Here is a 15,562-nt window from a genome sequence, read left to right on the forward strand (position 1 = left end):
AGCACCCATGCGTGCCACCCGGATGGTCGCCGCGCTGATCGCGGCCCTCGCGCTGACCGTGGTCACCACGGCGTTCGCCACGGCCACCCGCCCCCACCCCGCCGCCGGCTGACCCCACCCACGCGAAAGGCCCCGCCCCCGGGAGCTCAAGCTCCCGAGGGCGGGGCCCTGCCGCACGACCCTCCGGGGGTCAGCGGTAGTTCACGTACTGGATCGCGAAGTCCAGGTCCTTGCCCTTGAGCAGTGCCTGTACGGTCTGCAGGTCGTCGCGGCTCTTCGAGCTGACCCGCAGCTCGTCGCCCTGGACCTGCGCCTTGACGCCCTTCGGACCCTCGTCGCGGATGATCTTCGCGACCTTCTTGGCATCCTCCGTGGAGATGCCCTCCTTGATGTCCGCGAAGATCTTGTACTCCTTGCCGGACAGCTGCGGCTCACCGGCGTCCAGGGCCTTGAGCGACAGTCCGCGCTTGATGAACTTGCCCTGTAGGACGTCCAGGATGGCCTTCACGCGCTCCTCGCCGTTGGCCTTCATCTCGATCTTCTCGCCGGAGCGGCTGATCTCGCCGCCGACGCCCTTGAAGTCGAAACGGGTGGCGATCTCACGGGAGGTCTGGTTGATCGCGTTGTCGACCTCCTGCCACTCGACCTTCGAGACGATGTCGAAACTGGAGTCGGCCATGGGTGTTGGTCTCCTTGATGTTCTGGCTTCACTGACACGGCCTGCCCCACCGGGCGTCCGCCTCCCCAGCCTATCCAGCGGCACCCCGCCCCCGCCCCCGACAGCCACGCCGTGGCCCTTGATCATCACGTGACCTATCGAGTGGCGGAGCACCCCCTGGCATCAGGTATTGTTTACGACGTCGAACGGGGCGGACGCCCCGGGGGACAAGATCCTGGCTGGTTGCCCGAGCGGCCAAAGGGAGCAGACTGTAAATCTGCCGCGTAAGCTACGCAGGTTCGAACCCTGCACCAGCCACAGGACAGAGAACGGCCCCCGATCTGCGGAAACGCGGATCGGGGGCCGTTGTCGTTTTCCCGGCGTGCGAGGGCCGCGGTGCTGCCGGGGCGGCGGCGGGGACACTTATTGCGCATTGCTTGCAATTACGGGCAGCAGGCAGCAGAGTGGGTGCGGGGGTGGGTGGGGCCGTTCAGCGTGATTGTGGTGGTGTCCCGGGTGTGCGTAGGGCGCGCCGGGGGTTCTTCGCAAGAGCTGGTCGTCTTCCCAACCGGCGCCCGCCGGGACAGCGGCCCACCCATCCCCGCCACCCCCCCGCCGTGAGCTCTGCCGTGGTGCGTCAAGGGCCCGTCAATGGTTCCTGGGACGGCGTCAGGAACGCGTAGGGGTCGGGGGAAGGGCAGGGGTGCGGCCCGCAGGATCGGAGGAACAACCGATCGCGGAGGTTCCGTCCGATGCCCAGCGCCATCACCACCCCGGCCGTCACGGCCGAACCCGAACCGCCGGACACCGGCGCGGGCGACGAGCGGCACCGGCTGAGTGCGCTGGGCGGCCTGGCGGCGCTGTCGTTGGACGCCATGGCCTCGGTCGCGTACGGGCCGGAGTCGATCGTGCTGGTGCTGGCCGCGGCGGGGGCGTACGGGCTGGGCTTCACGCTCCCGGTGACGGTGGCGATCGCGGTGCTGCTGGGCGTGCTGGTGGCGTCGTACCGGCAGGTGATCGCGGCGTTCCCGGACGGCGGCGGCTCGTACGCGGTGGCGAAGGAGCACCTGGGCCGGCGGACGGCGCTGACCGCGGCCGCCTCGCTGGTGATCGACTACATCCTGAATGTGGCGGTCTCGGTGACCGCGGGGGTGGCGGCGCTGACCTCGGCGGTGCCGAGCCTGTACGACCAGCGGGTCTGGCTGTGCCTGGGCGTGCTGGCCCTGGTGACGGCGGTGAACCTGCGCGGGATCGCCGAGTCGGCGCGCTGGTTCATGGCGCCGACGGCCGTCTTCGTGGTGTCGATCCTGGCGATCATCGTGGTCGGCCTGTTCCGGGACGGCCCGGCGAGCACCGCGGCCGCCGCGGGCCACGCCTCGACGCTGGCCGAGAACGCCACGACCGTCGGCGCGCTGCTGCTGCTCAAGGCGTTCGCGGCCGGGTGCTCGGCGCTGACCGGGGTGGAGGCGGTGGCGAACGCCGTCCCGTCGTTCCGGACCCCGCGGGTGAAGCGGGCGCAGCACACCGAGGTGGCGCTCGGCGCCCTGCTCGGCGTGATGCTGATCGGGCTGGCCGTGCTGATCGGCCGTTTCCACCTCCAGCCGGTGGAGGGCGTCACGGTGCTGGCCCAGCTCGCCGACGCCTCGCTCGGCCACGGCGCCGCCTTCTACGTCGTCCAGTTCGCCACCGTGGTGCTGCTCGGGCTGGCCGCGAACACCTCCTTCGGCGGGCTGCCGGTGCTGCTGCACCTGCTCGCCCGGGACAACCACCTGCCGCACGTGTTCGCGCTGCGGGCCGACCGCCAGGTGCACCGGCACGGGGTGCTGTTCCTCGCCCTGGTGTCGGCGGCGCTGCTGGTCGGCTCGGGCGGGGACGTGAACAGCCTGGTGCCGCTGTTCTCGATCGGCGTGTTCGTCGGGTTCACGATCTGTCAGGTCGGCATGGTCCGGCACTGGTCCGTGCACCGGCCGGCCGGCTGGGTGTGGAAGGCCGTGCTGAACGGGTTCGGCGCGCTGCTCACCGGGGTCGCGACGGTGGTGGTGACCGGCACCAAGTTCACCGAGGGCGCCTGGGGCATCGTGGTGGCGCTGCCGCTGCTGGTGGTGCTGTTCGAGGCGGTGCACCGCAGCTACGGGCTGATCGGGGAGCGGCTGGAGCTGGGCCGGGTCCCGGGCGCGGTGACCCGCCAGCGCAGCCTGGTGGTCGTGCCGGTGACGGCCATCACCCGGCTGACCCGGGACGGCCTGTCGGCGGCGCTGTCGCTCGGCGACGAGGTGCTGGCGGTGACGGTCGTGCACGAGCAGGCCGAGGCGGAGGCGCTGCGGCGGGACTGGGAGCTGTGGCAGCCGGGCGTGCCGCTGGTGGAGATCCCGGAGGACCGCCGCCGGCTGGGCCAGCCGATCGCCGCGTTCGTGAACCGGCTCGGCGAGGAGCACGTCTACGACCGGCTGACGGTGCTGATCCCGGAGGTGGAGCCGGCCCGCTGGTGGCAGCGGGCGCTGCAGAACCGGCGCGGCGCCGTGATCGACCGCGCGTTGCGCCGGCACACCGACGCGGTGGTCTGCCGGCTGCGGATGCGGATGTGACCCGGGCCGGTGCAGCCGAGGTGCCGGGCGGACGAGCGGGCTTGGGGGAGGGCGCCGCGGGGGCGTCCACACCCTGGACGCCCGATAACAACCTGGCATCTTGACACGGTCTTAACGGGGTGGCCTTGACGCCCTCGATACGCCCGGCACTCACCCGCCCGCAGCTGCTCTGACCTGCGGGAAAGCCTTTGATCTGGTGGGTGTTGGGTGATCTCCGCAACGAATTCCGTTGCGTTTTCCCGACCTAACCTCACATTTGTGTTCAACGTGCCCCAGGCGCTCAAGCGCCTCGTCATCGGCCGGGCCATGCGCAGCGAGGAGCTCGGCGAGACGCTGCTGCCCAAGCGGCTGGCGCTGCCGATCTTCGCCTCCGACCCGCTCTCCTCGGTCGCCTACGCGACCCAGGAGATCCTGCTGGTGCTCACCGTCGGTGGCGCCGCCTTCCTCTACCTGACCCCGTGGGTCGCGGCCGGTGTGGTCGCGCTGATGGCGGTCGTGGTGATGTCCTACCGCCAGGTGGTGCACGCCTACCCGAGCGGCGGCGGCTCGTACGAGGTGGTGTCCCGCAACCTCGGCGCCAACTCCGGTCTGGTGGTGGCCGCCTCGCTGCTGGTCGACTACGTGATGACGGTCGCGGTGTCGGTGGCCTCCGGGGTGGACAACATCATCTCGGCGCTGCCCTCGCTGGCCGGTCACCGGGTCTGGCTGGCGCTGGGCTTCGTGCTGCTGCTGATGGCGGTGAACCTGCGCGGCGTCCGGGAGTCCGGCAAGGCCTTCGCCGCGCCGACGTACCTGTTCATCGGCGGCATCCTGCTGATGGTGGTCACCGGCCTGGTCCGGGTCGCGCTCGGCGACGCGCCGGTGGCGTCCAGCGCCTCGTACGGGATCCTCCCGGAGGACGGCAAGGACACGGTGGCCGGCCTCGGCCTGCTGATGCTGGGCCTGCGGGCGTTCGCCTCCGGCTGTACGGCGCTGACCGGGGTGGAGGCGATCTCCAACGGCGTCCCGGCCTTCCGGGCGCCGAAGGCGAGGAACGCCGCGCGCACCATGGCCGTGATGGGCACCACGGCCGTGGTGATGTTCGCCGGCATCACCGCCCTCGCGCTGATCGCCAAGGTGCACATCACCGAGGGCGGCGCCTGCCGGCTGACCGGCTTCCCCGGCGACTGCGCGAGCACGCCCCAGCAGACCGTGATCGCCCAGCTCGCGGCGGCGATCTTCGGCGGCGACCACAGCGTGCTGTTCTACGCGATCCAGGCGGTCACCGCGCTGGTGCTGATCCTGGCCGCCAACACCGCCTTCAACGGCTTCCCGCTGCTGGCCTCGATCCTGGCCGAGCACCGCTACCTGCCCCGGCAGATGCACACCCGCGGGGACCGGCTGGCCTTCTCCAACGGCATCATCGCGCTCGCGGTGGTGGCCGGCGGGCTGCTCTGGCTGTACGACGCGAACGTCACCAGCCTGATCCACCTGTACATCCTGGGCGTCTTCACCTCCTTCACGCTGTCCCAGATCGGCATGGTCCGGCACTGGAACCGGGCGCTGGCCACCGAGACCGACCCGGCGGTGCGCCGCTCGGCGCTGCGCTCCCGGGTGATCAACGCCTTCGGCGCGGTCGTCACCGCGCTGGTGCTGGTGATCGTGCTGCTCACGAAGTTCACCCAGGGCGCCTGGCTGGCCGTGGTCGCCGCGCTGGTGCTGTGGCTGATGATGCGCGGCATCCGCCGGCACTACGACGGCGTCGCCGCCGAGCTGGCGGTGGACGACCCGGAGGCCGAGTCGGCGCGGCCCGCCCGGGTGCACGGGATCGTGCTGGTGTCCAAGCTGCACAAGCCGACGCTGCGGGCGCTCGGCTACGCGGAGGCGTTCCGGCCGGACTCGCTGGAGGCGCTGACCGTGGCGGTGGAGCCGGAGGCCACCGGCGAGCTGGAGCGGCAGTGGACGGAGGCCGGCGTCCGGGTGCCGCTGAAGGTGCTGGACTCGCCGTACCGGGAGATCACCAAGCCGGTGCTGGCGTATGTGCGGGAGCACCGCCGGGACAGCCCCCGGGAGGCGGTCGCCGTGTTCATCCCGGAGTACGTGGTCGGCCGCTGGTGGGAGCACCTGCTGCACAACCAGTCGGCGCTGTGGCTGAAGAGCCGGCTGCTGTTCACGGCGGGCGTGATGGTGATCAGCGTGCCGTGGCAGCTGACCTCCTCCGGGCGCGCGGGCGGCCCGTCGCGCCGGGCTCCCGGCGCGGTGCGCCGGGGTGAGCCGGCCCCGGGGAGCGGGTACGAGCGGCTCCCGGCGCCGGAGAAGGTCTGACGGGAGCAGTAGCCACCCCCCCCGGGGCTCCCGCCGGCCCCGCCCGCACGAGCCCGCACCCCGGCCCGCCGCGGGCCGCACCAACCCGCACCCCCACCCGTACGGAAGCCCCGGAATCCCGGGGCTTCCGGCGTTCCGGCGCCGGGCCGATCACGGCCTGATGACGACGGTCACGGCCCGGTGAAGCGGGCGTCAAGGTCGCGTCAACGTCCCGCAGTCACCCGTATGGAGGGCGTCAGGGAGCCATAACGCGCCTCTGACGGCTGCTTTGCTGCATCTGCCGGTCGTCCGCCGGCGCCGCGCGAAGCCCCCGGCCCGCCCGCGGCAGTCTCCCGAACCGCTCTGGTGGAGCCCATGTCCGATCTCATCTACGTCGGTGTCACGGTCGCCGTGTTCGCCGTCATCGCCCTGATCGCGCGGGGGGTGGAGAAGCTGTGAGCGCGGAGAACATCGCAGGTCTGATCGTGGCCGTCGCGCTCGTCGGCTATCTCGTCGTGGCGCTGATCTTCCCGGAGAAGTTCTGACATGGGATCCACTCTCGCGGGCTGGCTGCAGGCCCTGGCCCTGGTCGGGGCCCTGGCCCTGTGCTACCGCCCCCTCGGCGACTACATCGCCAAGCTCCTCACCACCACCAAGCACCTCAGAGTCGAGCGCGGCATCTACAAGGTGATCGGCGTCGACGGCGACGCCGATCAGCGCTGGCCGGTGTACCTCCGCTCGGTGCTGGCCTTCTCGGCCGTCTCCGTCCTCTTCCTCTACGGCCTGATCCGCCTCCAGGGCTACCTGCTGCTGAACCTGGGCGTTCCGCAGATGGAGGGTCACCAGGCCTGGAACACCGCGATCTCGTTCGTCGCGAACACCAACTGGCAGTCCTACGCCGGTGAGTCCGCGATGGGCCACCTGGCGCAGATGGCGGGCCTGGCGGTGCAGAACTTCGTCTCCGCGGCCGTCGGCATCGCCGTCGTCGGCGCGCTGATCCGGGGCTTCACCCGCAACCGGACCGACCGGGTCGGCAACTTCTGGGTGGACCTCACCCGGATCAACCTGCGCCTGCTGCTGCCGATCTCGATCGTCTTCGCCCTGGTCCTGGCCGCCTCCGGCGTGATCCAGAACTTCCACGGCTTCCACGAGGTGGCCACGCTCAGCGGCGAGGTGCAGAAGATCCCGGGCGGCCCGGTGGCCTCCCAGGAGGTCATCAAGCTGCTCGGCACCAACGGCGGCGGCTTCTTCAACGCCAACTCCGCGCACCCGTTCGAGAACCCGACCGGCTTCTCCAACCTGGTCGAGATCTTCCTGATCCTGCTGATCCCGTTCGCGCTGCCGCGGGCCTTCGGCCGGATGGTGGGGGACAACCGCCAGGGCTACGCGATCCTCGCCGTGATGGGCCTGTTCTGGGTCGCCTCGACCGCCCTGCTCACCTTCGCCGAGTCGCAGCACCAGGGCACCGCCCTCCAGGCCGCGGGCGCCGCGATGGAGGGCAAGGAGCAGCGCTTCGGCATCGCCGCCTCCGGCCTGTTCGCCGCCTCGACCACGCTGACCTCGACCGGCGCGGTGAACTCCTTCCACGACTCGTACACGCCGTTCGGCGGCGGGCTGACGGTCTTCAACATGATGCTGGGCGAGATCGCGCCCGGCGGTGTGGGCTCCGGCCTGTACGGCATGCTCGTGCTGGCGATCGTCGCGGTGTTCGTCGCCGGTCTGATGGTCGGCCGCACCCCCGAGTACCTGGGCAAGAAGCTCGGCGGCCGGGAGATGAAGTTCGCCTCGCTGTACATCCTCACCACGCCGACCCTGGTGCTGGTCGGCACGGGCCTGGCGATGGCCCTGCCGGGCGAGCGGGCCGGGATGCTCAACTCGGGCGCCCACGGCTTCTCCGAGGTGCTGTACGCCTTCACCTCGGCCGCCAACAACAACGGCTCGGCCTTCGGCGGCATCACCGTCAACACCGACTGGTACGACACGGCGCTCGGCCTGGCGATGATCTTCGGCCGCCTCCTGCCGATCGTCTTCGTCCTGGCGCTGTCCGGTTCGCTCGCCCAGCAGCAGCCGGTCCCGGCCACCCCGGGCACCCTGCCCACCCACAAGCCGCTGTTCGTGGGCCTGCTGTCGGGCGTCATCCTGATCGTCGTCGGCCTCACCTACTTCCCGGCCCTGGCTCTCGGGCCGATCGCGGAAGGTCTCTCCTGATGTCCACCCCTACGCTCAACCCCGCACCGGCCGACAAGGCCGAGCCCGCCGCGCAGCACAGAGTGGCCAGCGGCCTGCTCGACCCGAAGCTGATCGTCGCGTCCCTGCCGGACGCGGTGAAGAAGCTCGACCCCCGGGTGATGGTCAAGAACCCGGTCATGTTCGTGGTCGAGGTCGGCTCGGTGGTCACCACCGTCTCCGCGATCGCCAGCCCGTCCGTGTTCGCCTGGGCCATCACCGTCTGGCTCTGGCTCACCACGATCTTCGCCAACCTGGCCGAGGCCGTCGCCGAGGGCCGCGGCAAGGCCCAGGCCGACACCCTGCGCAAGACCAAGACCGAGAGCGTCGCCCGCCGGCTCACCGACTGGCCCGCCACGCAGGCCGAGGAGGAGGTGCCGGGCACCGCGCTGCGGCTCGGTGACCACGTGGTGGTCGAGGCCGGGCAGATCATCCCCGGCGACGGCGACGTCGTCGAGGGCGTCGCGAGCGTCGACGAGTCGGCGATCACCGGCGAGTCCGCGCCGGTCATCCGCGAGTCCGGCGGTGACCGCTCGGCGGTGACCGGCGGCACCAAGGTGCTGTCCGACCGGATCGTGGTGAAGATCGCCTCGGAGCCCGGCAAGTCGTTCATCGACCGGATGATCGCCCTGGTCGAGGGCGCCGCCCGGCAGAAGACGCCGAACGAGATCGCGCTGAACATCCTGCTCGCCTCGCTGACCATCGTCTTCCTGGTCGCCGTGGTGACCCTGCAGCCGATGGCCACCTACGCGGGCGCCCCGCAGTCGATGATCGTCCTGGTCGCCCTGATCGTGGCGCTCATCCCGACCACCATCGGCGCGCTGCTCTCCGCGATCGGCATCGCCGGCATGGACCGGCTGGTGCAGCGCAACGTGCTGGCGATGTCCGGCCGGGCCGTCGAGGCGGCCGGCGACGTCAACACCCTGCTGCTGGACAAGACCGGCACCATCACCCTGGGCAACCGCCAGGCCGCCGAGTTCCTGCCCGCCCCGGGCGTGTCCACCGAGGAGCTGGCCAGCGCCGCGCAGCTGTCCTCGCTCGCGGACGAGACCCCGGAGGGCCGCTCGATCGTGGTCCTCGCCAAGACCGAGTACGGCCTGCGGGCCCGCGCCCAGGGCGAGCTGACGCACGCCACCTGGGTCCCGTTCACCGCCCAGACCCGGATGTCCGGCGTCGACCTGGACGAGGCCGAGGCGGTCCACCAGGTCCGCAAGGGCGCGGCCGGCGCGGTCACCAACTGGGTGACCGAGAACGGCGGTTCGGTCGGCAACGAGGTCTCCGCCCTGGTCGACGGGATCTCCGCGGCCGGCGGCACCCCGCTGGTGGTGGCCACCAAGGTCGGCGCCAAGCCGGCCCGCGTCCTCGGGGTGATCCACCTCAAGGACGTGGTCAAGGAGGGCATGCGGGAGCGCTTCGACGAGCTCCGCCGGATGGGCATCAAGACCATCATGATCACGGGCGACAACCCGCTGACCGCCAAGGCGATCGCGGAGGAGGCGGGCGTGGACGACTTCCTCGCCGAGGCCACCCCCGAGGACAAGATGGCGCTGATCAAGAAGGAGCAGGAGGGCGGCAAGCTGGTCGCGATGACCGGCGACGGCACCAACGACGCCCCCGCGCTCGCCCAGGCCGACGTCGGCGTGGCCATGAACACCGGGACCATGGCGGCCAAGGAGGCCGGCAACATGGTCGACCTGGACTCCAACCCGACGAAGCTGATCGAGATCGTCGAGATCGGCAAGCAGCTGCTGATCACCCGTGGCGCGCTGACCACCTTCTCGATCGCCAACGACGTGGCCAAGTACTTCGCGATCATCCCCGCGATGTTCGCCGGGGTCTACCCGGGCCTGAGCCACCTCAACATCATGGGCCTGCACAGCCCGCAGTCCGCGATCACCTCGGCGATCATCTTCAACGCCCTGGTCATCATCGGCCTGATCCCGCTCGCCTTGCGCGGCGTGCGCTACCGCCCGTCCGACGCCAGCTCCCTGCTGCGCCGCAACATCGGGGTCTACGGCTTCGGCGGTCTGGTGGTGCCGTTCGTCGGCATCAAGCTGATCGACCTGATCGTCCAGTTCATCCCCGGCCTGAGCTGAGAGAGGAGAATCCGATGTCCAAGCCCCTGCCGACGACCGTCCGCACCCACTTCACCGCACTGCGGGCGCTGCTGGTGCTCACCGCGATCCTCGGGATCGCCTACCCGCTGCTGGTCACCGGGATCAGCCAGGTCGCCTTCACCGAGAAGGCCAACGGCTCGCTCGTGAAGTCCGACGGCAAGGAGGTCGGTTCCAGCCTGATCGGCCAGAACTTCAACCTCCCGAAGAAGAACCCCGACGACCCGAAGGAGGAGGCGCAGCCGGACCCGAAGTGGTTCCAGCCCCGCCCCTCCGCGGCCGGGACCGGCTACGACTCGTCCTCGTCCGGCGCCTCCAACCTCGGCCCGAACAGCGACGACCTGCTGAAGGCCGTCAACGACCGCCGTGCCGCCGCCGCCGAGTTCGACGGCGTCGCCCCGGAGAGCGTCCCGGCCGACGCGCTGACCGCCTCCGGCTCCGGCCTCGACCCGTACATCTCGGTCGCCTACGCCGAGGAGCAGGTGAACCGGGTCGCCAAGACCCGGAACCTGTCGGCGGACGCGGTGCGGAAGCTGGTCGAGAAGTACACCGAAGGCCGCTCGCTCGGCTTCCTCGGACAGGAGGGCGTCAACGTCCTCCTGCTGAACCGGGCCCTCGCGGAACAGAAGTGACCGGCGGAACAGGAATGACCAGCGGAACAGAAGCGACAGGTCAACGGCTGGATCCGTGAAACAGGCCGACCCGGGCCGGGGCACCACCCCCGCGCCCGGGTCGGCCGCCGTACGTCCCGACCCCGGCCCGAGGACGCCCTGGCGGCAGCCCTCGCAGGAACGAAAGAGCAGTGCCCATGGCCCGCGACCTCGCCCCCGGCACCGGCATCCGCAAGGGCCGGCTGAGGGTGTACCTCGGTTCCGCCCCGGGGGTCGGCAAGACCTACCGGATGCTGGACGAGGCCCGGCGCAGACAGGAGCGCGGGGCCGACGTCGCGGTCGGGTACATCGAGTGCCACGGCCGCCGCCACACCGAGGGCATGCTGGACGGCCTGGAGGTCCTGCCGCGTGTCCAACGCTCCTACCGCGACGCCGAGTTCGACGAGATGGACCTCGACGGGGTGCTCACCCGCCGTCCGTCCGTCGTGCTGGTCGACGAACTGGCGCACACCAACATCCCCGGCGGCCGCCACGCCAAGCGCTGGCAGGACGTCGAGGAACTGCTGGCCGCCGGGATCGACGTCATCACCACCGTCAACATCCAGCACCTGGAATCGCTGAACGACGTCGTCCAGAAGATCACCGGCATCCCGCAGCGCGAGACCGTCCCGGACGAGGTGGTCCGCCGGGCCGACCAGATCGAACTCGTCGACATGGCCCCGCAGGCGCTGCGCCGCCGGATGGCCCACGGCAACGTCTACAGGGCGGAGAAGGTGGACGCCGCGCTCTCCAACTACTTCCGGGTCGGCAACCTCACGGCCCTGCGCGAACTCGCCCTGCTCTGGGTGGCCGGGCGGGTCGACGAGGGCCTGCGCGACTACCGGGCCAGCCACAACATCGACCGCGTCTGGGAGACCCGCGAACGCGTCGTGGTCGCCCTCACCGGCGGCCCCGAGGGCGAGACCCTGATCCGCCGCGCCGCCCGGATCGCCGACCGCACCGCCGGCGGCGACCTGCTGGCCGTCCACGTCACCCGCAGCGACGGCCTGGCCGGCGCCTCCTCCGGCGCGCTCGCCCAGCAGCGCCAGCTGGTCGAGACCCTCGGCGGCAGCTACCACGTGGTGGTCGGCGACGACATCCCCACCGCGCTGCTCACCTTCGCCCGCGCCCACGACGCCACCCAGCTGGTGCTCGGCACCAGCCGCCGCGGCCGGATCAACCGCTTCCTCACCGGCCCCGGCATCGGCGAGACCACCGTGGACGACTCCGAGGACATCGACGTCCACATGGTCACCCACGAGTTCACCGGCCGCGGCCGGCTGCCCTCGCTCGGCCGCCGCCACTCCAGGCGCCGCACCATCGCCGGCTACGCGGCCGGCCTCGTGGTGCCCTGGCTGCTGACCGCGATCCTGTCCCAGGCGCACGAGAGCATCAACCTCACCACCGACGCGCTGATCTTCCAGCTCGGCGTGGTCATCGTCGCCCTGCTCGGCGGCGCGGTCTCCGCCCTGCTGGCCTCGGTCACCGCCTCGCTGCTGCTCAACTACTACTTCATCCCGCCGATACACGCCCTGACCATCGGCGAGACCAACAACATCGTCGCCCTGATCGTCTTCGCCTCCGTCGCGCTCGCCGTCGCCACCATCGTCGACCACGCCAGCCGGCTCACCAGCCGTGCCGCCCGTGCCACCGCCGAGGCCGAGACCCTCTCCACCCTGGCCGGCAGCGTGCTGCGGGGCGCCGACGCCCTGTCCGCCCTGATGGAGAAGTCCCGGACGGCCTTCGGCATGCAGGCCGTCGCGCTGCTCTCCCGGGCCGACGACGAGGTGCTCGCCCACTCCGAGGCCGAGCACCAGGACGACTCCGACGGGCAGAGCGAGACCACCGAGGTGCCGGTCGGCGCGGACGCCGTCCTGGTCCTCACCGGCCGCCGGCTGCCGGCCGCCGACCAGCGCGTCCTCACCGCCTTCGCCGCGCACGTCGCCGTCGCGCTGGAACGCGACCGGCTCGCCATGGTCGCCGCCGAGGTCGAGCCGATCAAGGCCGCCGACCGGATGCGCACCGCCCTGCTCGCCGCCGTCAGCCACGACCTGCGCACCCCGCTCGCCGCGGCGCTCGCCTCGGTCGGCTCGCTGCGCAGCCCCGACGTCGAGTTCTCGCCCGAGGACCAGGCCGAACTGCTCGCCACCGCCGACGAGTCGCTGGTCAAGCTCACCCGCCTGGTCGACAACCTGCTCGACATGAGCCGCCTCCAGGCCGGCGCGCTCACCCTGCACCTCACCGAGACCCACCTCGACGAGATCCTGCCCCGGGCGCTCGACAGCCTCCCCGACCCGTACGCTCCGATCCAGCCGCTCGACCTGGACACCGCGCCGCCGGTGCTCGCCGACCCGCCGCTGCTGGAGCGGGTGCTCGCCAACGTGATCACCAACGCGCTGCGCTACAACGCGCCCGGCGCGCCCGTCCTGGTCACCGCCAGCCACCACGCCGACCAGGTCGAGATCCGGGTGATCGACCGCGGCCCCGGCATCGCCCCCGAGGAGCGCGACCGGGTCTTCCTGCCCTTCCAACGCCTCGGCGACACCGACAACACCACCGGTGTCGGCCTCGGCCTCGCGCTCTCCCGCGGTCTGGCCGAGGCCATGGGCGGCAGCCTGGAGGTCGAGGACACCCCCGGGGGCGGCACCACCATGCTGCTCACCCTGCCCGCCGCCACTCGGGAGGAGCCCGTTCATGAGTGGACGAACTGAACGAACCGCCGACAGGTACGTGTCCCGCGAAGTGACCGCCGGGCGGAGCGAGGTGACCGCATGAGCGAGATCCTGATCGTCGACGACGAACCGGCCCTGCTGCGCACGCTGCGGATCAACCTCAGCGCCCGGCAGTACGCCGTGCGGACGGCCGCCAGCGGCGGCGAGGCGCTGGACCGCGCCGCGCACTCCGCCCCGGACGCCGTGCTGCTCGACCTCGGCCTGCCGGACCTGGACGGCATGGACGTGCTGCGCGGCCTGCGCACCCACAGCGCGATGCCGATCATCGTGCTCTCCGGCCGGTCCGGTGCCGCCGACAAGGTCGGCGCCCTCGACGCGGGCGCCGACGACTACCTCACCAAGCCGTTCCTGATGGAGGAACTGCTGGCCCGGCTGCGCGCCGTGCTGCGCCGGCCGCTGGGCGGTGCCCCGTTGGGGCGGCCGGTGATAGGCGACCACACCGTCGACCTGACGGCCACCACGGTGACCGGCCCGCGGGGCCCGGTGCGGCTCACCCCGACCGAGTGGCGGATCCTCGCCCTGCTGGTGGCCAACCCGGGCCGGCTGGTGCCCGGGCGGCAGATCCTGCGCGAGGTGTGGGGGCCGGCCCAGGAGGCGCGCGGCAACTACCTGCGGGTCTACCTGGCCGGGCTGCGCCGCAAGTTGGAGCGCGATCCGGCCCGCCCGCGGCACCTGATCACCGAACCGGGGATCGGGTACCGGTACGAGCCCTGAGCGCCGCCCCGGCCGCCGCCGCGTCAACGACCCGTCAAGAGCGGGCCGGAGGCCGACAGGGGAGCGTCAAGGCAGGCCCGGAGCGGTGTTCCGTGGGCGTAGCGTCAGTGCTGACCGAGCGGGCCCGGCTCCAATGTGGGGGAGGCCCGGACCGCTCCAGCCGCCGTTGAACGGCGGCCAGCAGGTGGGGGAGGGGCGCGCGACATCCGTCGCGCGCCCCTTGAACTTTCCAGGGGGGCCGTTCAGCCCCCGCCGGTGCTCCCGGATTGCCGGGGCAGCGCCAGCGCCACGGTGTCCGCGAACTCCCGCACCGCGCTCGTCCGGCTGACCACCCGGCCGCTGTGCACCACCAGCCGGCTGTGGCCGCCCGCGAGCGCCCCGGCCAGGCTGTCCCCGCGCACCGCCAGCAGCTCCGCCGGGAACCCGGCGTCCACCCGGACCGGCGGCAGCCCGAGCGCCGCCCGGGCCTGGTTCGCCACCGCGTCGTACGCCGCCTCCAGGTCCAACTCCCCGCCCGCCGCCAGCAGGTACGCCGACTCCAGCGGATCCGCCCGGCCGACCGGGTTGGACTGGTCCCGCAGCGCGCCGCTGCCGGCCGCCAGCGGCACCCGGGCCGCCGTCAACTCCCGGAGCAGGCCCGGCCGCAGACCCGGCGACCGGCCCTCCAGCCCGGTGCAGCCGCCGTTCTGCGGCAGGCAGACCACCCGCACCCCGCCGGTCGCCAGCACCGTGGACGCGCCCCGGGCCAGCGCCCCGCACGGCCCGAGCGTCACCCGAGGCCGCAGCGGGGCCAACGCACCGACGAGTCGGGCGAGTTGGGCCGGATCGCCGGCCGTGGTGTGCAGGTCCACCGAGCAGTCCGCCTCCCGGGCGGCCTCCAGCAGGACCTGGACGTACCCGGCCGGATCCGGGTCCAGCTCCGGGCAGCCGCCGGCCGCGGTGGCGCCCAGCTTGAGCGCCTCGCGCAGTTGCGCCCGGCCGTCGGCGCCGGCCCGGCCGGTGAGCAGCCGGGGCATCGCCACCGCCTGGAGCTCGGCCAGGCCGCGCAGCGCCTGCCGGGAGGTGAGCACCGCCTCCAGCCGGCGCAGCCCGTGCACGTCGCCGATCCGGACGTGGGTGCGCTGGGCGGTGGCGCCGTAGCCGAGCGAGGCGAGCGCGGCCTCGGTGACCCGCCGGGTGAGGTCGGAGGGGCTCTCCGGCGGCGGGGCGGCGAGGGCGGCGGAGAAGGCGGTGTCGTAGTGGGCGTGCGCCTCGGCGGGGGCCGGCAGCAGCAGGTAGCCCTTGAGGTCGATCCTGGCGCCCGTGGTGATGGTGGGCGCGCCGGGCAGGGCGGGTAGCGGGCCGAGGCTGCCGACGGTGCCGACGGCCTGGATCCGGTCACCGCTGATCCGGACGTCCACCACCCGCCCGTCGGCCAACCGGGCGCCGGTGAGCAGGAGGACCGGCCCGTGCCCGAGCGGGTTGGCTGTCGGGCCGGAGCCGGAGTGCGGTCCGTCGGCGGCTGCGCTGTCCATCGCAGGCTCCTTCCCGCGCTGGCCCGTCCGGTCGGTCGGACCGTCCTGATCCCGGGTCGTCCTGATCCCGGGTCGTTCTGACGCCC

The 15,562-nt window shown here is 72.1% G+C and carries 10 protein-coding genes and 1 tRNA gene; 9 read left to right on the forward strand and 2 right to left on the reverse strand.

The features are described 5' to 3' along the window. Positions 1 to 190 precede the first annotated feature (190 nt). A complete protein-coding gene (locus OG556_RS20475; RefSeq protein ID WP_063348915.1) occupies positions 191 to 679 on the reverse strand; it encodes a YajQ family cyclic di-GMP-binding protein in 489 nt (162 codons plus the stop codon). Between the two features lie 216 nt (positions 680 to 895). Here OG556_RS20475 and OG556_RS20480 point away from each other — a divergent pair. From OG556_RS20480 to OG556_RS20520, 9 genes are all read left to right on the forward strand, one after another. Then, positions 896 to 976: transfer RNA gene (locus tag OG556_RS20480), tRNA-Tyr, on the forward strand. A gap of 434 nt (positions 977 to 1,410) precedes the next feature. Continuing rightward, positions 1,411 to 3,243, forward strand: coding sequence for an APC family permease (locus tag OG556_RS20485; protein ID WP_371518381.1), 1,833 nt, complete (start codon positions 1,411 to 1,413; stop codon positions 3,241 to 3,243). Positions 3,244 to 3,549: 306 nt separating this feature from the next. After that, positions 3,550 to 5,547 carry an APC family permease gene (locus OG556_RS20490; RefSeq protein ID WP_371522781.1) on the forward strand — a complete coding sequence of 666 codons (1,998 nt, stop codon included), beginning with the start codon at positions 3,550 to 3,552 and terminating at the stop codon, positions 5,545 to 5,547. A gap of 434 nt (positions 5,548 to 5,981) precedes the next feature. Then, positions 5,982 to 6,071: a K(+)-transporting ATPase subunit F gene (kdpF, locus tag OG556_RS20495; protein WP_037971201.1), complete on the forward strand. Its 90-nt coding sequence runs from the start codon at positions 5,982 to 5,984 to the stop codon at positions 6,069 to 6,071. Position 6,072: 1 nt separating this feature from the next. Further along, a complete protein-coding gene (gene kdpA, locus OG556_RS20500; RefSeq protein WP_371518382.1) occupies positions 6,073 to 7,734 on the forward strand; it encodes a potassium-transporting ATPase subunit KdpA in 1,662 nt (553 codons plus the stop codon). Continuing rightward, entirely contained in the window at positions 7,734 to 9,848 is a 2,115-nt protein-coding gene (gene kdpB / locus OG556_RS20505) for a potassium-transporting ATPase subunit KdpB (protein WP_363580038.1), read from the forward strand. The genes kdpA and kdpB overlap by 1 nt, the downstream gene beginning before the upstream one ends. A 14-nt stretch (positions 9,849 to 9,862) precedes the next feature. Beyond that, the gene (kdpC, locus tag OG556_RS20510) at positions 9,863 to 10,498 is read left to right on the forward strand and encodes a potassium-transporting ATPase subunit KdpC (protein WP_371518384.1); all 636 of its coding nucleotides are present in this window, start codon (positions 9,863 to 9,865) and stop codon (positions 10,496 to 10,498) included. A gap of 176 nt (positions 10,499 to 10,674) precedes the next feature. After that, positions 10,675 to 13,227 carry an ATP-binding protein gene (locus OG556_RS20515; RefSeq protein ID WP_371518385.1) on the forward strand — a complete coding sequence of 851 codons (2,553 nt, stop codon included), beginning with the start codon at positions 10,675 to 10,677 and terminating at the stop codon, positions 13,225 to 13,227. A gap of 60 nt (positions 13,228 to 13,287) precedes the next feature. After that, entirely contained in the window at positions 13,288 to 13,962 is a 675-nt protein-coding gene (locus OG556_RS20520) for a response regulator (protein ID WP_371518387.1), read from the forward strand. A 242-nt stretch (positions 13,963 to 14,204) separates the two neighbouring features. On the opposite strand, the gene OG556_RS20525 is transcribed toward OG556_RS20520, so the two are convergent. Beyond that, positions 14,205 to 15,476, reverse strand: a complete 1,272-nt coding sequence (locus OG556_RS20525; RefSeq protein ID WP_371518389.1) for a hydrolase — start codon at positions 15,474 to 15,476, stop codon at positions 14,205 to 14,207. Positions 15,477 to 15,562 lie beyond the last annotated feature (86 nt).

Source organism: Kitasatospora sp. NBC_01300 (assembly GCF_041435235.1).
Lineage (GTDB): Bacteria > Actinomycetota > Actinomycetes > Streptomycetales > Streptomycetaceae > Kitasatospora.